This window comes from Blautia glucerasea (assembly GCF_013304385.1).
Lineage (GTDB): Bacteria > Bacillota > Clostridia > Lachnospirales > Lachnospiraceae > Blautia_A > Blautia_A ammoniilytica.
In genome coordinates this window covers 103,465-122,407 of sequence record NZ_JAAITU010000004.1, presented here as the reverse complement: position 1 = coordinate 122,407, position 18,943 = coordinate 103,465, and the positions used below count along the sequence as shown (strand labels likewise).

Annotated in this window: 18 protein-coding genes; all 18 read right to left on the bottom strand. The window is 41.6% G+C overall.

The window, feature by feature from the left end; all coding sequences use genetic code 11:
- Window positions 1–52: 52 nt before the first annotated feature.
- The 18 genes from G5B11_RS03125 to G5B11_RS03040 all read right to left on the bottom strand — a co-directional run bounded on the left by G5B11_RS03125 (window position 53) and on the right by G5B11_RS03040 (window position 18,936).
- Window positions 53–1,174, bottom strand: a complete 1,122-nt coding sequence (locus G5B11_RS03125) for a restriction endonuclease subunit S (RefSeq protein WP_173726848.1) — start codon at window positions 1,172–1,174, stop codon at window positions 53–55.
- A 35-nt stretch (window positions 1,175–1,209) separates the two neighbouring features.
- Entirely contained in the window at window positions 1,210–2,178 is a 969-nt protein-coding gene (gene xerA, locus G5B11_RS03120) for a site-specific tyrosine recombinase/integron integrase (RefSeq protein ID WP_173726847.1), read from the bottom strand.
- A gap of 60 nt (window positions 2,179–2,238) precedes the next feature.
- On the bottom strand, window positions 2,239–2,700 hold the full coding sequence (locus tag G5B11_RS03115) for a hypothetical protein (RefSeq protein ID WP_173726861.1): 462 nt from the start codon (window positions 2,698–2,700) through the stop codon (window positions 2,239–2,241).
- 2 nt (window positions 2,701–2,702) lie between these two features.
- The gene (locus tag G5B11_RS03110) at window positions 2,703–3,161 is read right to left on the bottom strand and encodes a DUF3990 domain-containing protein (RefSeq protein ID WP_173726846.1); all 459 of its coding nucleotides are present in this window, start codon (window positions 3,159–3,161) and stop codon (window positions 2,703–2,705) included.
- A 12-nt stretch (window positions 3,162–3,173) separates the two neighbouring features.
- Window positions 3,174–3,320, bottom strand: a complete 147-nt coding sequence (locus G5B11_RS03105; RefSeq protein WP_173726845.1) for a hypothetical protein — start codon at window positions 3,318–3,320, stop codon at window positions 3,174–3,176.
- 94 nt (window positions 3,321–3,414) lie between these two features.
- Window positions 3,415–4,293: a BRO-N domain-containing protein gene (locus G5B11_RS03100; RefSeq protein WP_173726844.1), complete on the bottom strand. Its 879-nt coding sequence runs from the start codon at window positions 4,291–4,293 to the stop codon at window positions 3,415–3,417.
- Between the two features lie 14 nt (window positions 4,294–4,307).
- The gene (locus G5B11_RS03095) at window positions 4,308–5,501 is read right to left on the bottom strand and encodes a restriction endonuclease subunit S (protein ID WP_173726843.1); all 1,194 of its coding nucleotides are present in this window, start codon (window positions 5,499–5,501) and stop codon (window positions 4,308–4,310) included.
- An 8-nt stretch (window positions 5,502–5,509) separates the two neighbouring features.
- Window positions 5,510–7,012: a type I restriction-modification system subunit M gene (locus G5B11_RS03090; RefSeq protein WP_173726842.1), complete on the bottom strand. Its 1,503-nt coding sequence runs from the start codon at window positions 7,010–7,012 to the stop codon at window positions 5,510–5,512.
- Complete coding sequence (locus tag G5B11_RS03085) at window positions 7,013–8,062, bottom strand: Fic family protein (protein ID WP_173726841.1); 1,050 nt, start codon at window positions 8,060–8,062, stop codon at window positions 7,013–7,015. It abuts the gene before it with no gap.
- Window positions 8,063–8,757: 695 nt separating this feature from the next.
- Window positions 8,758–9,210, bottom strand: a complete 453-nt coding sequence (locus tag G5B11_RS03080; RefSeq protein WP_173726840.1) for a hypothetical protein — start codon at window positions 9,208–9,210, stop codon at window positions 8,758–8,760.
- 136 nt (window positions 9,211–9,346) lie between these two features.
- Window positions 9,347–10,306 (bottom strand): ABC transporter permease, encoded by a 960-nt coding sequence (locus tag G5B11_RS03075; RefSeq protein ID WP_158420842.1) that lies wholly within the window; start codon window positions 10,304–10,306, stop codon window positions 9,347–9,349.
- Window positions 10,299–11,450 (bottom strand): ABC transporter permease, encoded by a 1,152-nt coding sequence (locus tag G5B11_RS03070; RefSeq protein WP_173726839.1) that lies wholly within the window; start codon window positions 11,448–11,450, stop codon window positions 10,299–10,301. The genes G5B11_RS03075 and G5B11_RS03070 overlap by 8 nt, the downstream gene beginning before the upstream one ends.
- A complete protein-coding gene (locus tag G5B11_RS03065; RefSeq protein WP_173726838.1) occupies window positions 11,450–13,012 on the bottom strand; it encodes an ABC transporter ATP-binding protein in 1,563 nt (520 codons plus the stop codon). Before G5B11_RS03065 ends, G5B11_RS03070 begins: the two co-directional genes overlap by 1 nt.
- Before the next feature lie 106 nt (window positions 13,013–13,118).
- A complete protein-coding gene (locus tag G5B11_RS03060) occupies window positions 13,119–14,243 on the bottom strand; it encodes a BMP family lipoprotein (RefSeq protein WP_173726837.1) in 1,125 nt (374 codons plus the stop codon).
- Between the two features lie 165 nt (window positions 14,244–14,408).
- Window positions 14,409–14,873 (bottom strand): ribose 5-phosphate isomerase B, encoded by a 465-nt coding sequence (gene rpiB / locus G5B11_RS03055; RefSeq protein ID WP_158420884.1) that lies wholly within the window; start codon window positions 14,871–14,873, stop codon window positions 14,409–14,411.
- Window positions 14,874–15,059: 186 nt separating this feature from the next.
- Window positions 15,060–16,298 (bottom strand): AGE family epimerase/isomerase, encoded by a 1,239-nt coding sequence (locus G5B11_RS03050; protein WP_158420846.1) that lies wholly within the window; start codon window positions 16,296–16,298, stop codon window positions 15,060–15,062.
- Between the two features lie 86 nt (window positions 16,299–16,384).
- Window positions 16,385–17,890 carry an ATP-binding cassette domain-containing protein gene (locus tag G5B11_RS03045; protein ID WP_173726836.1) on the bottom strand — a complete coding sequence of 502 codons (1,506 nt, stop codon included), beginning with the start codon at window positions 17,888–17,890 and terminating at the stop codon, window positions 16,385–16,387.
- Complete coding sequence (locus G5B11_RS03040) at window positions 17,887–18,936, bottom strand: sensor histidine kinase (RefSeq protein ID WP_158420848.1); 1,050 nt, start codon at window positions 18,934–18,936, stop codon at window positions 17,887–17,889. The genes G5B11_RS03045 and G5B11_RS03040 overlap by 4 nt, the downstream gene beginning before the upstream one ends.
- Window positions 18,937–18,943: the final 7 nt, after the last annotated feature.

Sequence of the window (18,943 nt, the reverse complement as noted above, 5' to 3'; positions counted from 1 at the left end):
CTTGTGTGAGCCAAACTGTTTCATCTTCTATTGGCACCGTAAAAATTAGGTTTTAGATTACATTCATAACTTTTGATTTGTCGACTTGGTTATAGAATTCCAAAAACTGTTTCTGCAATTCAAGTGGTGGTAATCTGAACTTCAGACCTTTTATGATTGTAAGGTTTAATCCATCCATAATTGCACCTTTTGTTTGTCCTCTAAGTTGTTGTTTTATATCCGGATGGATTTGAAAGGCATTACAAAGGAAATAGGAATCGACAACTCCCGCATTAGGAGTTAAACATGCCAAATGCTTGGTATTTATTGCTTTAGGCATATCTTTTGGTATAACAGCAGAACGACCAACAGTGCCCATTATTGTTATTATCACATCTCCAGGATAAACGGTATATCGTTTTAGTTGCTGGTATTTATCCTCAGTTATGTATCGCATACGATTATAGGAAAATTTATTTTCGACAGCGTTATCAATTCCTAAAACAAAAATTCCTTCGTTAACAAACTCATCATGATGCAATGCACTGCCAAAAGGTCCAGTTCTCGAATCCTTACAAATATCTGCGATGGTAACAACCGGCCAGGCTTTTTCTTTATCCTCAAACATCTCAACAAATCGGGCTTTAATCAAGTCATCTAGTTTCTCAAGTTCCTGCTGTCGCATCAGAATTACCGAGTTCAATTTATCCAGCAAATCTGCTATTTCAGCCTGTTCTACCTTAGAAGGAACTGGAACCTCGACTTTTCTTACCATGTCGCTATTTAAGTTGTTAACTACTCCTCCAACTGCCATTCCTTTAAATTTATGATAAGTTGTTTTGGAGCTCAGATAGTAATATAAAAATCTCTTGTCAAACAGTTCCTCTTTATCACGTAAAACAAGCCAACCATCGTGAATACAACCATCTATTTTAAGAATATACGGCCTTCCAAAACTCATCGAATTAGAAAGCAAGAAATCACCAGGCTGTACATAACGTGATTTTTTCATCCCTTCTGATTTAATTTTCTGTGCAGTCTCTGTAATAAACATAGACTCTGTAGTATCACCAATCTTTATCCAATTTATTCCATTTTCATCATCAGTAATATATTGATCAATAGGTCGAGGAGATCCACCGCGTTCTACTATACATACATCCCCTAATTTTCTATATTGCCATTTTTTTTCCATCTACATCATCCCTGCAAATCCGAATTTCATTTTTTTCAGGACATATATTTCTGATGGGATGATTTTACATTGCTTTGATTTACCATTGCATATTGCATAGTTGTATCAATTTGAGAATGCCCCAGTATTCTCTGCACTTGCTCTATAGGCATTCCCTTATCAATGGCTCTGGTTGCCATCGTTCTCCGAAATTTGTGCGGATGGATTCGATCTAAGTCTAGTCTTCTTCCAAGTTGGCGCAATCGTATTTCTACACCACTGATTTTTAGTCTGGCATAAGGTGAATCTAGCGTGACAAATAATGCTCCATTATCGTCGCACCTGCTTTCTATATACCTCTTTAAATGGACTTTTGCCTTTGCATCAAAATATACTCTGCGTTCTTTATCCCCTTTACCATACACAACACATTCTCGTCCATCCAAATCAATATCATCAATATTCAGATTTACTAACTCTCCCACTCTTATACCTGTAGAATACAATAAATCTATCATTGCCAAATCACGAATTTCTGAACAGTTATCCCGAAGTTTTTCTATTCCTTCATCTGTAATTACATTTTTCACCACTGTTTTGGTTTTAATTTTATGGATTCTTTTCATCGGACTTTTTAAGATATAGTCCTCTTCTTCCAGCCAGGAAAAGAAGCTTGAAATATTTCTCCGGATATTATCAACTGTCACATTAGAACAACCATTAATTTTCTGATACTCTGCCAGATATCTTCTGATTTCTTCCGTGGTGATTTTTCTCACCTCAGTGTCTATTATGGAAAATAAATGTTCGACAGTCACTTTATAATATTGAATGGTCCGTTCGGAACACCCTTCTATCTTTTTGGCATCTAAAAACATTTTCAAAAATTCCAGATTTGAAATCTGTTGCTTATCTGCCTCATTTTCAGAAAAAGCTTTCAAAATAACTTCTTGCAGTTTTTTCATCTGTGAAATAGAAAGATACTCCGACATCTCATTTAATACCCTTACGATTTTTTCTTCCATGTTGATATCTCCTTTCAAAGATACCAACATCCTTCACCTGCAATAGCCATTTTATTTTCTTTATAACATTTTATTTTCTTTATAGCATTGGAAAATATATTCTGGGTTTTCATAATAAACACTGCTGTTATAATCATCGATTTTCAAACTGATAAATGAATTATAAGCTTCCATCAGTGCATCTATCCTGTCTTTCTGCTCTTCTTCAGATATGCGTATTATCAGACGTTTATACACTTTTCCAATATCCCAATGTGATGGAATCGAATATTTACATTCTCCAACATTATCAAAAGATCCATTTTTTATATCTGCATCCTCTATAAATTCTTCGCTTACCTGATCAATATTATCACAATGATAAACATCCGCCAGATCATATATTTTTTCCAGACGTTTCTTCCCTAATTGATTCACAATATAAGATCTTTTGTTTTTGGTCTTTCGTGCAATATAATCAATCAAACCACAAATATAAAACAAATCATTATCTTTTTTCGGTTCTCTACCCTCGCCAATCATACTCACACTTCCTCGCATCCTCTATATTGCAGACATTTTAATGCTTCTTTTGTACAAAAAACAATTTGATGTGTAGGATATTTAAACTTTGCCAATGCCCAGAACTGTTCTCTTGTGATGGTTCCATCCATATAATCAGACACAAAATTATATATTTGATCATCTGCCATGGCACCAATCACAATATCATAGCTGTGTTCTTTCCCCGTTCTGCAAGCAACAATGAAATCCAACCACTCTTCTGTCATTTCCCGAAACTCTTTAATTCGTAAATCGGTATTTAATCTGACATCATAAATAGATACCACTTTTGTGTTATATCGCCTCGCCCATCTTTGTGCCTGTTCTTTAATAACTGTGCAGTAAAAACCTGTTCCAAAGTCTTTCGTATTTCTTCCCTTTCGGATTTCAGGTTTTTCCACTGGTTCATATCCACCATGATATACTGTCATCATTGCCATAATATTGTCTCCTCATCCGAAATACTCCTGCATCATGGAATCAAATAATGTTTGTGTTTCGTCTAATGCTTTTTTCACTACAACTTTCCGATTTCCCACCATCATTTCTAATGCTGATTTTACCGTATTTTTCAGATTCAGTCCATCCTTTGTACTCAAACGATAGAAAAGCTCTCAATTTCAAACACTTTTTATCACCCAAAACGGGAGTACCGTTTTTCGGTTCGTCCGATTGGTTGTACTCCCACTTTTTTTATTTATTTTCGTCATTTTCAGGCTTTTCCGTTTCTGCTACACTTTCTATCGTGTCAATGACTACAGCATTAATCTGTGCGGCGTTCTGTGATGTAATGACCGGTCGCCCGGTATCCTTCTCTATATCTTTTCGAACCTGACCGGCATAGCTGCCACCACGACGGGCAATATTCTGACTTTCTGAAAAACCTTCCGGCTGATGTGCTTTTGACAATTCTGTGGTTGTTGCCTCTGCCAGCATATTCAGAACAATTTCCATCGTACTCATGTTATCTCGAAGATTTTCTTTTTTCAAACCTTTCAGATTCTTATATTGCCGAGTAGTCATGCCAGACCATGCTTTCGTGATCTCATCGGTGAGAATGGCATACTCTTTGCCTTGCTGCACTCCGCGCTCCTGCCATTCAGTGGTAAGCTCATTACGGACTCGGATAGAAAGAAGTCTCTGATGAATCCAGTCTGTATCGTATCCTTTTTTTTGATAGGTCTCTAATGCGCGGTCAATTGCCTGTTCCGGATCAATCGTTTCTTCAATGCGTTCACGGCCAACCTGAGCCAACCAACGCTTAAAAGGTTCTGCCTTTGGAGAAGGAATTGACTGGATAATTCTTAACAATCCTTCGGTATTGGCTGCTTGGATTTTTCGCATTTTACCATCTGCGGTTGGCATTTGAACTGGGGTACAAATTGTACCCCAGTTGGCAGACAGTTCCGGATCACGAGCACGCATTTTCTTTATGTACTGTTTCGGATCTGAACTTTCCACCAAAACTGCAACTACATCTTGAACAGAAAAATACCATTCTTCCTGTTCTTCGTCCCATGCGGTGCGTATTTTTCTATCTTCAAAAAGCTGGATGGAATTATTTTTGTCCATGTGCTTCAACCTCCTCATCCGAAATACTCCTGCATCAGGGAATCAAATAAAGTTTGTGTTTCGTCTAAAGCTTTTTGCACTGCAACTTTTGATTTGTCGACTTGAGTGACGAAATCCACAAATTCATCTTGCAACTCTTTAGGCGGTAACATCACTTGTAACTTATTATATTTGCCAACATTGAAATGTTGTTGAGCTGCTCCACCTGTGCCTTCTTCAATTTGCTTTTTTCCATGAGGCATATTTGTAAATGTACACAAGTAATATGGATTTATTTTTTCACAATTTGGATGAGCGATAATGATGTCAATTGCGTTATATCCTGCGTACTCTTCAGTAACAACACACGCAGTACCAGGCGCTCCTGACCGCACAATCAGCAAATCATTAACCTTGAGAATAGATTTTGAATTCTTCTGATGTCCTTCTTCTGTAAAATATACCCACTCAGTATCCTTAATATATCCAGCCCCAATATTAAGAGAACGAAATGCTCTTATTCCATTCTCTTCGTCTGTATAATATTGAGAAGGTTTAATAACTACTCCAACCTGTACATCAGCCACATCTTCAACGTTTACAACATCCCATTTTTTTGAATTATTCTCATCACCAAACAATTCGACAAATCGGGCTTTGATGAGGTCATCTAACAATGATAATTCTGTCTCTCTACTTCCTAGAACAGTCATCATTTTATCAAGAACCTTAACAATCTCCCTTTGTTCTTCTAATGAACAAATATCTATCTCAACTTCTGATAAAGTAGCTTTGTTTAAAGTCTTACCCATAACAGCTTTATTACTACCTTCATCCCAATTTTTATATTTAAACATGTAATATATATACTCAGGAAGGATTTCAACTACATGTTTGTCATGAAATGCCATTATCGCTTCATTAGAATACATATCTTCAGCAGTAATTGCCGTTTTACCAATTGATAGTTTAAAACTCATCACTACAGTATTAGCTGGGATAACTTTTATCCCACTGTCATCAATGGCACAATCCGAAAGGCACTCTTTAGTTTCTGAAATATACTTTCCAGTTTTAGTAAGATCCGCTATTGAAATCCATTTATGTTCTTTTGTATTCCAATATTCTGTATTATTGCGAGATGGCGTCTTTCCCATCTGCAAATCAAATATATCTTTAAGCTTATATTTCATATTCATCCCTGCAAATCCGAATTGATCGTTTTGCATACCTTTCCTTACAAATTTAACAGCCTTTCCAATTCATCCATTTCCTTCCCGATTTCCATCTCAATTTCACGAATATTGGTCATAATTTCGGATGTTGGTGGATACTGGACAGCAACATACTCTATCTCTTTGTATTTATTAATACTAAGATCATATCCATTATCAACAATATCCTGCTTTGGAACCATAAATGATTTATCTGTGCGTTTTCTGTCGGCTTCCATATCAAGATGCTTAAATCTTTCAATAATGTCCGGAATATCATTTTCTGCAACTGGAGATCGTTTATCATCCAAGCTCAATCCATCCGCTGTCATATCATAAAACCAAACCTGATCCGTCCCGCCATGTTCTGTTTTTGTAAATATGAGAATAGCTGTTGATACCCCGGCATATGGCTTAAATACGCCGGAAGGCATGGAAATAACTGCCTCTAATCTTTGATTTTCAACAATTTCTTTTCGGATATCCTTGTGTGCCTTTGAAGATCCAAACAGCACACCATCTGGAACAATACAGGCACATCTTCCACCAATTTTCAGGATTCTAAGAAACAGTGCAAGAAACAGCAATTCCGTTTTCTTTGTTTTGCAGATTTTCAGCAAATCTCCTGAAACTGATTCTGCATCCAGACTTCCTTTAAAGGGGGGATTTGCAAGTACCAGAGAATATTTGTCTTTATCTGAGTTTTGATCCGATAAGCTATCTCTATATTCAATAAATGGATTATCAATTCCATGTGTCATCATATTCATAGCCCCGATGCGAAGCATGGTGCGATCCATATCATATCCATGGAACATGTGATTCATATAATGATCCTTTTTCTGTCTGTTAAAAAATATTTCTTCTTTTTTCTTTTCTTTCAGGTATTCACCGGATACAACTAAAAATCCTGAAGTTCCGCAGGCCGGATCGCAAATTACCTCATCACTTGACGGATCCATCATTTCTACCATCATGCGGATAATGTGTCTTGGTGTTCTGAATTGTCCATTGCGTCCGGATTGTGCAATTTTAGACAAAAGATACTCATATACATCTCCTCTCACATCCACCGTTTGTATCTCATTCATCATCTTATAAATCTCGTCTAATGAATCAACCACCTTTGATAAGACAAGCGGTGTGGGCAATTTGAAAATAGCATCATCCATATATTTAGAATAGGCACTGTTTTTGTCTCTATGCAGTGTTTTAATGAATGGAAATACCCATTCCTGCAGTACGGAGTACATTCTGTCAGCAGGAAAGTCATGGAAGACAGACCACTTAAGCTGTGAACCGGAAATCGTTCTTTCTCCAATTTTTACTTCATCTGCAAAAATACTCTCATAAGGAAGACCAAGCATCGCGCTTTCCTTCGCCCTTAAATTATCTGATTCGTCCAAATCATGGATAAACATCAGATATGTAATCTGCTCAATTACTTCAAGTGGATTAACCAACCCACCCGCTGCAAAAATGTCCCATAAACTATCAATTTTATTTTTTAATTCACCTGTAATCATCTAATCCTCCAATTTCCACACATACCTTGTGTAACGGCCTCCGCCGATTTTTCTTATTTTTCCGTTTTTCACCAAATCTGCCAGCGTCCTTTGTATGGTTGTATCACTTATGTCTGGATTCATTTCCATTAATTCGGCTTTTGTAATCGTACCTATATGCCCTTTTATCATTTCACAAATACGCTCTGCTTTTGATATACCCGGATCCGTCAATAATCTCACTCTGGACTCAAATTCCTTATAAGCTCTTATAATCACCCCAAGCATATAGTTTACAAAAGACCTGTAATCATTTTTATTCTCATGCCAGTTTGCAGAACTATCCATAAGAGCTTCATAGTATGTTTCCTTCGAGTCCTCTATTATTTTTTCTATGCTAATATATTTTCCCACGATAAAACCTGATTGATACAGCAGAAGCAATGTAAGCAATCGGCTCATTCTCCCATTTCCGTCATTAAATGGATGGATACACAGAAAATCCAAAATAAACATCATGTCTAGCAATAACGGATCCACTTCATCTTTTGCCTTATAAAACGCCTCACAAAGTTGGTCTATCGAAGCAGATGTTTCCCAGGCAGCTACCGGCCTGAACCGAACTCTCTCGTTTCCATCTCTATCCGTTTCCCGAATAATATTATCCGAAGTTTTAAATATACCGCCATTTATATTTCCAAGAAATTTATATAAATCTCTATGCAATTGTAAAATGAAACTTGCATTTATTGGAATATAATCATAATTCTCATGAATCGTATTCAATACATCTCTGTATCCGGCTATCTCCGACTCATCACGATTTCTCGGTGTTGTTTTCGCCTGTACCAGATTCTTCAGCCTGTCATCCGCTGTTGAAATGCCCTCAATCCGGTTTGAAGCCTCTGTACTTTGTATTTTTGCGATTTCCACCAACTGGCTCAGTTCATCTTTGTGGGCTTCAATAAATAGTCTTTGCTCACCCTTATATTCATTGATCAGAGTAAGTTTCTTCACTATTTCCGGAATCAACAGCTCATCCCATTTTTCCAAAAAATCATAAGTTCTCATTCAACACCCTCATCAATCACTTATTTTCTCTATTTGACCTTTATTGTTTAATTAACCATCTTTAGTCTACTATATTTTAATTTCGTCGTCAACCATTTTAATTTAGTCATTTGCTTTTCATTTGACTAAATTGAAATTACAAATGACATAATTGAATTTTCTTCACTTTATTTCACCGGGCGGAAACCTCGTCCATCTTTCCATTCAAGAATGCCTCGGCATTCTTGCTGCGAGGTGCGCGTCATGCAATTGCATGACATACTTCTCCTGCGCACCTCTGCAATCCTGCCGGAGGCTATATCAGCTGGGGGATTGACTCCCACCACTGATACCAGCTTGTTACTCACCACCTATAGAGGTGGGAGGCATCTCCCAGCTGATATAGCAAAAGTGCCATGCAGGTCGCCAACTTACCTGCATGACACTCGTCCTTTTAAAAAATTAAAACTATATTTGAGACTTTTTATTTGAGACAAAACTTATAACTTTTTATTTTTATGATTTTATCCTTTTATGCATAATTAAATCCGGGATATTTATTTCTTAGTGCTGCGGCTCTCGTACCAGGCCAGCCAGCCTCCTACGCCGATTGCCGCCACGATCATGATCCCTACAAAAACATCTACCATGGACGTATTCCTCCGTTTTTACTATGAAATAGGTGATGTACCAGTTGATGGCATGTTTTCGGGGAATCAGCCTTTGCTCCCATCCTGATGCTGTATGTATTGGATGATCACGCTGCGCCTGTCTGTGCAGTAACTGCGTTCCATCCTGCGAGCTTTGGAGCAATAACTAATATACACGGCTGCTAATACTGCCAGAAGCGCCGCTGCTATCAGACGAATGCTGTAACGCACACCCTGACGTACTGCTGACCCTATACGCATCATGTTCATCAAACGTACAGGAGCGCCTTCTTCAGTATAATACTCTTCTGGTGCTGTCTTTACCGGAGAAACAATTGTGCTGGACGGAGGATTGCCAGCCATGGATCGAGGACTCTTCTCATGCAGCCGTCTGATCTGAAAATTCGCATAAGAAAGTGCGGAATCTGTCTCATGTTTCTGAATACACATCCCTGATAATAATACGATCATGATCATGCAGATGCAGATAAAATGTCTTACGATCCTGTTTCTTTCCATAAAAAAACACCTCTGGCATCATAATACCAGAGGTATTCTGTTTTGTAAAGCAAGGAAACTTAGCGTTTGCCTTTAAAACTTATCTATAAAACTTAGCGTCTGCCTGTAAATCTTATCTGTAAATCTTATATAAAACTTAACGTTTACCTTTATCGTAGATCTCTCCAAGTGCCCGCGGAGCCTGATTATGCTTGGAAAACAGCATAAGCAGCAGCAAGGTTGCTACATAAGGAAGGATCATGATCAAATCTGAATAACTGCTGGGCAGTCCCAGGTTCTGCACGATCTGATATCCCCCAGACTTGGCAAAGCCAAACAAAAGGCAGGCTCCCAAAGTGGGAAGGATCTTCCAGTTACCGAAGATCAGCCCTGCAATGGCCAGATATCCATATCCTACATAAATGCTGGAAGAAAATTTAGCAGAAATGGAATAAGCAAAGGAAATACCCGCCAGCCCGGACAATGCCCCGGACATCATAACTGCTTTTACCCGCACTTTTGCCACATCAATACCAGCCGCATCCACAGCATGAGGGTTATCCCCACAGGCACGTACATGCAGGCCAAACCGGGTCTTATACAGCAGGTACCATGCCACAAAGGCAAGCACAAGGATCACAACCTCAAAGGGATAAATATTGGTAAAAACCGCTCCCAGAACCGGAATCTTTGAAAGCCCCGGAACCGTCCATCTGGCAGAAACACCCAGATCGAATTTGTCAGAAGGTGTCCCAAATACAGATCGGTTGATCACCTTTGTAAGGAATGCAGTAAGTGCCATGGCCAGAATATTGATCACAACACCGCTGATCACCTGATTTGCCTTGAAGCGTACACAAAGCAAGGCATGAAGCAAAGAAAAAATCATACCGCCGATCATGGCAAACAAAAGTGCCACATAATAAACAGCAGAAGAATCCACACTGGTAAACTGCATCAGCATATATGCCACCAGCGCGCCTGTAAAAGCCCCAAAGCCCTGCAGTCCCTCCAGTGCCAGGTTGGTCACACCGCTTCGCTCACTGTAAATACCGCCGATTGCCATAATAAACAGCGGAAGTGCAAAAGAAAGACCATCTATAATTACATTATTCATGAGACTCCCTCCTTTCGCTCTTCTTGTCAAGGTTCTCTTTGGCTTTATCCACTCTGTACCGGATATACATATCACAAGCTGCAAAAAGCAGGATCAGTCCGGTGATAACAGATGCGATCTCCGCATCTACCCCAAGAGAGGAACTCATATAGGTACTTCCTTTGCTGATAATATTGATCAGGAAGGAAGAGCCCAGGATCCCAACCGGGTTTGAATGTCCCAGGATCGCCACAGCAATGGCATCAAAGCCTGTGCTTGACAGCACCTTGGGCTGTATGGACGCATAATAGCCAAGGTAATAAGACGCTCCTGCAAGGCCTGCCAAAAGTCCGGAAATCATCATGGCAAGAATCATATTCTTGCCAACCGGAATACCTGCATATCTGGAAGCCTTCTGATTGGATCCAACTGCCTTCAGTTCATAACCAAGAACCGTTCTGTCAAAAATATATTTCACAATGATAACAACGATCACCGCCAGAATAATTCCCAGCGGAATGTCAAATTTCAGATCTCCGATCTTTGTACCGGAAAGTGTAAGCCTGGCTTCACTGCTCACGGTCTGAGACTGACGGGAAATAGGATTTACGTATCTTGTGTTAATAAAGAAACCTACCACATACTCAATAATATAATTCAGCATAATGGAGGAAACAACTTCATTAATGTTAAATCTATATTTGAGAAAGCCAATCAGGCCTCCTACCAACGCCCCCACAACAGCTGCCACCAGGATCACCAGAGGTTTGGCGATGGGTGCACTTAAGGTGCTGTATCCAACCGTGATCGTAGTGATAAAACCTGCTGCCAGCATCTGTCCGGACACACCAATATTAAAAAGCCCGGTTTTCAAGGCAACTGCCACAGACAATGATGCAAAGATCATAGGAGTCCAGCAGTCCATAAAGCTGAAAAAGTCTGTAAGCATACTCTTGCCGCCTGCATATTTGGCCTTCGGCAGGATCCCGGAGCCCTGGAGAAGGTTCACATATGCATCAAGAGGGTTCTTGCCAAGCAAAAGCAGTACCACTGCCCCCACCAGAAGACTGATCAGTATGGCAAATAACGGGATCGTAAGAAACTGATATTTTTCATTTCCCAGAAATCTTACCAATAGATTTCCCTTTTTCTTTTTTTCCTGCATCAGTCCTTCACCTCCCTGCCATCTTTATCATTCTCATTCTTTACACCCATCATAAACTGTCCAACCTCTTTGGTGGTCAGGGTGCTGGCATCTGCGATCTTCTGGATCTGTCCGTTGTAGATAACCCCGATGGTATCTGCCAGATTCATGATCTCGTCCAGTTCCAGGGAGATCAGAAGAATCGCCTTGCCTTTGTCACGCTCTGCCAGGATCTGCTTGTGGATATTCTCAATAGCTCCGATATCCAGTCCTCTGGTGGGCTGCACAAAGATCAGAAGCGGGGTATCCTGCTGGATCTCACGGGCAATAATGGCTTTCTGCTGATTACCACCGCTCATGGAGCGCACCTGTGTACGGTTCCCCTGTCCACTTCGCACATCATATGCCTGTATCAGCTTTTCCCCGTAAGTCTCAAATTCTTTTTTGTTCAGGATGCCTTTTCTGGAAAAAGGCTCTTTGAAATAGTTCTTCAGTGCCAGATTGTCCTCCAGGGTAAAATCCAGGATCAGCCCATAGGTCTGACGGTCTTCCGGGATATAGGCAATCCCTTCAAGAGTACGCTTCCGGATGGAATATTCTGTAATATCCTTCCCATTCAGCAGGATCTGCCCGCTGTGAGCTTTCATCAGCCCTGCAATGGCATCTGCGATCTCTACCTGTCCGTTGCCGGATACTCCTGCAATGGCAAAGATCTCTCCTCCATGAACAGAGAACGACACATTCTTTACTACCTGGAATTTGTCCTCATTTGTAACCGTAAGATTCTTAACATCAAGAACAACATCACGGAACTTTGCAGGAGTTTTGTCCAGGGTAAAGGACACCTCTCGTCCAACCATTTTGCTGGCCATCTCTTTCGTACTGGTAGACTGCACATCCAGAACATCGATCAACTCACCTCTGCGGAGAATGGCACATCTGTCAGCTACTTTCTTAATTTCCTCCAGCTTATGCGTGATCAGGATGATCGTCTTTCCTCCATCACGAAGACCTTTGATGATCTTCAGAAGGAACTCGATCTCCTGTGGGGTAAGCAATGCGGTAGGCTCATCGAAAATCAGGATTTCAGCTTCACGGTACAGCATCTTCAGGATCTCCACCCTTTGCTGAACAGAAACATTAATATCCGAGATCACTTTCTTTGGATCTACTTCAAGTCCGTACTGTCTGGAAAGGCGGGCAATCTTCTCATTTGCCCCTTTAATGTCAACATATGGAAAAATCCCCAATGCTTTTTTTACCGGCTCGATCCCCATGATAATATTCTCTGCAATCGTATAATTGGAAACCAGTTTAAAATGCTGATGTACCATCCCGATATTCAGCTGGGTAGCATATCTTGGGGAACTGATGATCTCTTTCTTTCCCCGGATATAGATCTCCCCTTCGTCTGGTTCATACATGCCGAAAAGCATGCTCATCAACGTAGACTTCCCTGCACCATTCTCACCAAGGATCGCATAGATCTCTCCCTTTTTGATCTGAATGGTCACATCCTTATTGGCAACGATCCCGGGAAAACGCTTGGTAATATGCCGCATTTCCACAATGTAATCTGCCATGCTTCTTCCTCCTTCTGAAAAAGGGGCGTTGTATAATACAACACCCCTCTTATTTCATGGAAACTCAGAAAGACCGGCATGCAGTCTCTCTTTCTTCCTTCAGATCTTATAATCCGGTAAAGTTGTCCGGAGTCATCTCGTTAAAGTTAGCTGCCGGTACGATCTCTCCACTCTTTACTTTTGCAAAAGCTTCATCGATCTTGGAAATTGTATCCTCGGAAAGCTGGCATCTCTCTGGATCGCTTACATATCCTGTAGAATCTGTATCTGCGCCAAGAAGGGCATTCTCACCCTTGAAGCTGCCGTCTTTTACGTTGTTCAGCTGAAGCTCTACGTTCTTGTCCATGATCTTCAGACCGGAAGTAAGGATGATATTGGAATCTCCGTTCACACCATCATTGTACTGGTCAACATCACAGCCGATCACATAAACGCCCTCTGCCTCTTTTGCTGCTGTGAATACACCGTTGCCGGATGCACCAGCTGCAACAAACATAATGTCTACACCCTCATCGATCAGGGCTTTTCCAACAACCTTACCAGTTGCCTCATCAGAGAAGGTACCGATATAGTTACCGCCTACGTTTGCGCCTGTTACATCTGTACCTGCGTAGGAAGGAAGCTCAACGATCTCAGCTTTGGCATCATAATTCTTCACAGCATAGTTCACACCGGACATAAATCCGTACTGATAGTTAACGTTGGAAGGATAAGCGATACCATTTACAACTGCAACCTTACCTGTCTTTGTTTCCAGGGCTGCTGCAATACCTGCACAGAAACCGCTCTCCTGCTCTTTGAACTGCATTGCATATACATTGTCGTAAGCAGTCTCTTCTCCATCCTCATTGGTAGGATAAGAATCAACAAGAACAAAATCCACCTCAGGATTCTCTTCTGCGATGGTGCCGATCCCTGCAAACTGGAATCCGCAGCATACGATCACATCATAATCTGCTACGATATCTGCCACTGCCTGTACAGCTGCTGCAGTATCACCTGTTTCTTCTTTGACAGGTGTTACCGTAGAATCCGGGTTCGCATCAATAAAGTCCAGAATCCCTTCGTAGTTGTTCTGGTTGAAAGATCCATCATCTACACCTGATGGAGAGCTGACAATGGCAATCTTCAGAGCAGCACTGGAATCCTCTGCAAAAACGGAAGTACCAAAACCGGTAAGCATTGTCACAGCTGTTGCCGCACTTAACAGAATACTTAATGCTTTTTTCATGAATATCCTCCTTATGCTTTGCGTATACGCCCTGTCTGGGCATCTGTATATTGATTACTCTATAAGTATAACGCATTTTCAGTTTCCCTGTCCAGTCAAATATATGTCTGGCCAGTCACTTTTACATTACTGTTCACTCCGTTCACAGTAACGTAGCCAAGTTAATTATTCGTGCCATTTTGCTCCGTATTTTTCTTCAATATCAGAGATCATCTGGACACGCACTGCATGGCGTCCTCCCTCAAACTTGGCGCCAAAGAACTCATCAACGATCATTTTAGCCAGCTCCGGTCCTACTACACGTGCACCCATAGCAATAATATTGGCATTATTGTGCTCTACTGTAAGCTTTGCGGAATATGGTTCGCTGCACACAGCTGCACGGATCCCGGGAACCTTGTTGGCAGCCAGGGAAATACCAATACCTGTACCACAGATCAATACACCTTTCTCTACTTCTCCACGCATAATTGCTTCTGCCACTTTCAGACCCGGCTCCGGATAATTCACCTTTACATTTGGATCGTATGCACCGTAATCCACGCATTCATATCCTTTTTCCTCCAAGTGCTCCTTCAGAATGTTTTTCAGTTCGATGGCAACATGGTCGCATCCAAATCCTACCTTCATATTTTCTCCTTTCGTCATCGGGAAGAAATACTTTTTCGCTTTTCCTGCTAAACTTCCCAAAATAATTGATTCAGCCTTATTATACTATACCATTTTCAAAAGTACAGATAATTTTATGATACCAGGTTCAAAACAAAATTCCCCCACCTATGTCTGCACAAGGGTGAGGGAATGATATCCAAATCTCTATTTTGTTTCTGCTTTCACAGTTGCCGCAATAGACAAAGAAGGAGTATGGATAGGAATCAGAGTTGCCTGCAAAGCATGGTAAATATCGGATTTTCCGGGCCATACAGTTTCCAGCAAATGATTTTCCCTGTCAAGCTGATGGAACCAGGAACCATTCACATGATCCAACACTTTCTCATCCAGATATCTCATAAATGCCTGATAGTCTGCAGCATATTTTTCTTTTCCGGTTACATGATAAAGAACCGAGGAAGTATTCAGCGCTTCTGCCAGAGTCCAGTGCATCCTGTCATGTACCACCGGATGTCCTTCCCAGTCTGTAGTATATACGATCCCCGGTGCACTATCGGCTGCCCATCCATCTGTCACTGCCTGATTGTACAGCTTCTCTGCTGCCAGGATATACGGCTCTGCTCCTGTCTTGTCCTCTTTGTATGTAGAAAGTGCCCACTGGGTAATCAGCCTTGCCCATTCGATCCCATGCCCTGGGGTGGCACCATAGGGCTTAAACTGATCATCCGGCCGTTCTTTATTGCATTCCAGATCCGGCTGCCAGTCACTGGTAAAATGCTCCGGGATCCGCCAACTGTTATTTTTTGCCCAGCCAACTACATGGTCGATAATACGGCCTGCCCGTGTACGGTATTTCTCATCTCCGATTGCATCTGCAACTGCCAGAAATGCCTCCACGGTATGCATATTTGCATTTATGCCTCTGTAAGGATCCAACTGTGTAAACTCTGTATTCCAGGTATCGCAGGAAAGACCCTGCTCCTCATTCCAGAAACGGAGGTCATATACAGCCAGTGCGTCTTCCAACAATTCCTGTGCGCCATTTCTTCCCGCCAGGATCCCAGATGTAGCTGCCAGAATCACAAATGCATGAGCATAGCACTGCTTAGACGGAACAATTTCACCGCAGCTTGTAAGTCCTGCATACCAGCCGCCATTTACATCATCATGAAGTTCTCCCTTAAGGCCTTTTAAGGCAGCATCTGCAAGAGCTTCACTTCCTTCATGTCCCAGCATGCTTCCAATGCTGTATACATGAGCCATACGTGCGGTGATCCAGGTTTCACGATTTCTGTCCTTCCAGGGCGTTCCATCATCTCCCAGATAATATGAACTTCCTCCCGGTGAAGGGAACTGATGTCCAAACTGCAACAGCCCTTCCCGCATTTCTTTCAGAAACTGTTTGTTTTCCTCTGTCCCAAGCATATATTTTCTGTTTTCCATATTTAACTCTCTATTCTCCTTATATCAAAATTATCAATTTCAAAGTACTTCGTAAATACGATCTGCTAGATTATGCAGCTGCTCAGTCACCTGTTCCCCTCCGGCTGCTTTCTTATCGCAGGATAAGAATGTGACCAGGGAAGCGGAGGCATAATTCCGGAAAACTCTTCTCTCTGAAGTTCTCCGCCTCTGCCGCCTTTATCCAGGATCAACAGCCGATCTGCCATTGCCAGAGAATCGGACAGATTCAAAGACAAGATCACAACAGAGATCCCTTTGTCCAGGAATTTCTCCAGCATACTCCAGATATACATACGGTGCACCAGATCTGCCCCCATAAAGGGCTGTATGCAAAAAAGAATCTCCGGCTTTTGTAAAAGTATTCTTGTGTATACCAGCTGATACTTCTGTTTTTCGCTTAAATTTTCCACAGGCATGTAAAAAACTTCTTCGCCCAAAACCGATGCATACTCCCTGAAAATGCTGTTTCTTAATCGGTGGTCATGCCAGATTGAGGGCACTTTCTCAGCCAGACAGATGCAAAGATTATTCATATAATCCAACTCCGGGAAGATCATGGTTTTCGTGGCACGCTCCTGTACCACTGCGATTCCCTGATTGCCACAGATCCGGCTTTTTTTCCCACGAAGACGGATCTGTCCTTTTTCCGGAAGCAAATCCCCGGTAAGAATCTGGCGCATCTCTTCCATAGCGCCTGCATCCAGGATCTGCACGGCAATGCATTCTCCTTTATGCACCTGAAAATGAAAGCTGTCTGCATGGCTTTCTCCATACCCATCCCATTGAAAAAGAATTTCTTTTTCCTCATGATCCGCTTCCCTTTTCTTGGCATGAAACCGCACCATATCATTGTATTCGGACATATAAGTCACCGGCGGATCATGCTGCATTTCCTCCAGTCCCATCACCTTCAGGATCCGGCCATTGGAAAACAAGGCACATCTGTCACAGATACTGACGATCTCCTCCAGATGAGAACATACATACAGGAAGGAAAATCCCTTGTCTGCATAATGACGTATAATGGCATGAAGCTTTTCCAGTTCATGGTTACTGACCAGTGCTCCCACCTCATCCAAAACGATCAGCCGATACCCCATAATCACGGCTCGCAGGATTTCCACTACAATCCTCTCAAATGCAGACAGCTCCGCCACTTCTTTATCGGTTGGTATGTCCAGTCCGATGTCTTTAAAAAAAGGCTCCAGCTGCCGGTTCAGGATCCGGGAATGTATCACCCACTGCCGGAACCCAGGTCTTAACACAAAAATATTATCTGCTATGTTCAGATTGTCTGCCAGGGAACTTTTCTCCTGTATAATACTAAGCCGGTTAGCTGTCCTGCGGCTATCTTTCCAGGTATTTACCTTTTCGCCCCCGTAATATACATATCCGTCATACAATGGCAAATTTCTTGCCAGAATCTTAAGGACTGAAGATTTTCCATGGCTAGTCACAGTAAGAAGTCCCATTACCTCTCCCTGATAGATTTGCAGATTGAAATCCTTCAGTTTCACCACTTCATCTTCAATATAAGTGACCCTTTCCATTCTGAGGATTTCATTTCTCATGCAAACACACTCCTGTTTTTGATCTGTCTGTCATCGTTTAAAATAGGAATAGTGATCTCCACATCTGTTCCTTCACCAGCCACAGAATATACATGCATTCCATATTCATCTCCAAAAAGCAGATGAATCCGGTTATTTACATTCACCAAAGCGATCCCCCCCTGCTTCTCTTCCTCATCATGAATGGTTTTTGTAGATTTTCCAAGCTTCTGATTCAGCCGTGCAAGAGTCATTTCATCCATACCGACCCCGTCATCGGAGATACGGATGATCAGACGATCCCCGGTGCACTGAAAACGAATGTACAAATTACCGCCTTCGATTTTCAATTCTATCCCGTGGATGATACTGTTTTCCAGGATAGGCTGCAGGGTAAGCTTTGGAATCCTGCAGTTCATGATCCGCTCATATTCTTCCACGTCATACTGGATATGCAGCTTCAGTCTGTCCCCAAAACGATATTTCTGAATCCCGAAATAAGTTTCGCAGTTATCCAGTTCTTCTTCTACAGATACCAGATTTTCGACCTTCGTGATCGTGTAACGAAAAAATCGTGCAAGAGCCTCCGTCATATCCGCAACTCCGTCAAGACCTGCAATAATGGCTTCCCCGCGAATACTCTCCAATGTATTATACAAAAAGTGGGGATTGATCTGATTCTGAAGAGCCAGGTACTGAGCCTGTCTTTTATTCAAATCCATATACTGCGGAGAACGCAAGATCTGATCTACCATCTGCATCTGCTGTCTGGTGGCAGGTGTCAGGTTCAGAAGCTCCATATCATCTTTTTCAGAAAAGAGATACCCCTCCAAAAAGCGATTCATCATCTGTTCGCACCGAAAATAAGGCCGTACCAGCCAGAACCAGCAGGTTACCGGAAACAGTACTGCCACAGCTGTAAGAAGGCCGGCACACCACCAAGGCACCTGCTCTTTATTTGCCAGTAAAATCAAAATACACGCAAACAATGTCAGCAGGGCAGATATGATGGTCCCGGCTGCCAGTGCCCGATTTGAAAGATATTTCAGTTTGTCCCGAAGCTTCATATTCGCA

Coding starts and splice junctions, on each gene's coding strand:
- G5B11_RS03095 (WP_173726843.1), bottom strand. CDS start 5,501: ATGCAAAACGATCAATTCGGATTTGCAGGGATGAATATGAAATATAAG.
- G5B11_RS03040 (WP_158420848.1), bottom strand. CDS start 18,936: ATGAAGCTTCGGGACAAACTGAAATATCTTTCAAATCGGGCACTGGCA.
- G5B11_RS03090 (WP_173726842.1), bottom strand. CDS start 7,012: ATGATTACAGGTGAATTAAAAAATAAAATTGATAGTTTATGGGACATT.
- G5B11_RS03080 (WP_173726840.1), bottom strand. CDS start 9,210: ATGGAAAGAAACAGGATCGTAAGACATTTTATCTGCATCTGCATGATC.
- G5B11_RS03065 (WP_173726838.1), bottom strand. CDS start 13,012: ATGGCAGATTACATTGTGGAAATGCGGCATATTACCAAGCGTTTTCCC.
- G5B11_RS03125 (WP_173726848.1), bottom strand. CDS start 1,174: ATGGAAAAAAAATGGCAATATAGAAAATTAGGGGATGTATGTATAGTA.
- G5B11_RS03085 (WP_173726841.1), bottom strand. CDS start 8,062: ATGAGAACTTATGATTTTTTGGAAAAATGGGATGAGCTGTTGATTCCG.
- G5B11_RS03070 (WP_173726839.1), bottom strand. CDS start 11,450: ATGCAGGAAAAAAAGAAAAAGGGAAATCTATTGGTAAGATTTCTGGGA.
- G5B11_RS03075 (WP_158420842.1), bottom strand. CDS start 10,306: ATGAATAATGTAATTATAGATGGTCTTTCTTTTGCACTTCCGCTGTTT.
- G5B11_RS03110 (WP_173726846.1), bottom strand. CDS start 3,161: ATGGCAATGATGACAGTATATCATGGTGGATATGAACCAGTGGAAAAA.
- xerA (WP_173726847.1), bottom strand. CDS start 2,178: ATGGAAGAAAAAATCGTAAGGGTATTAAATGAGATGTCGGAGTATCTT.
- G5B11_RS03045 (WP_173726836.1), bottom strand. CDS start 17,890: ATGAGAAATGAAATCCTCAGAATGGAAAGGGTCACTTATATTGAAGAT.
- rpiB (WP_158420884.1), bottom strand. CDS start 14,873: ATGAAGGTAGGATTTGGATGCGACCATGTTGCCATCGAACTGAAAAAC.
- G5B11_RS03050 (WP_158420846.1), bottom strand. CDS start 16,298: ATGGAAAACAGAAAATATATGCTTGGGACAGAGGAAAACAAACAGTTT.
- G5B11_RS03115 (WP_173726861.1), bottom strand. CDS start 2,700: ATGATTGGCGAGGGTAGAGAACCGAAAAAAGATAATGATTTGTTTTAT.
- G5B11_RS03100 (WP_173726844.1), bottom strand. CDS start 4,293: ATGGACAAAAATAATTCCATCCAGCTTTTTGAAGATAGAAAAATACGC.
- G5B11_RS03060 (WP_173726837.1), bottom strand. CDS start 14,243: ATGAAAAAAGCATTAAGTATTCTGTTAAGTGCGGCAACAGCTGTGACA.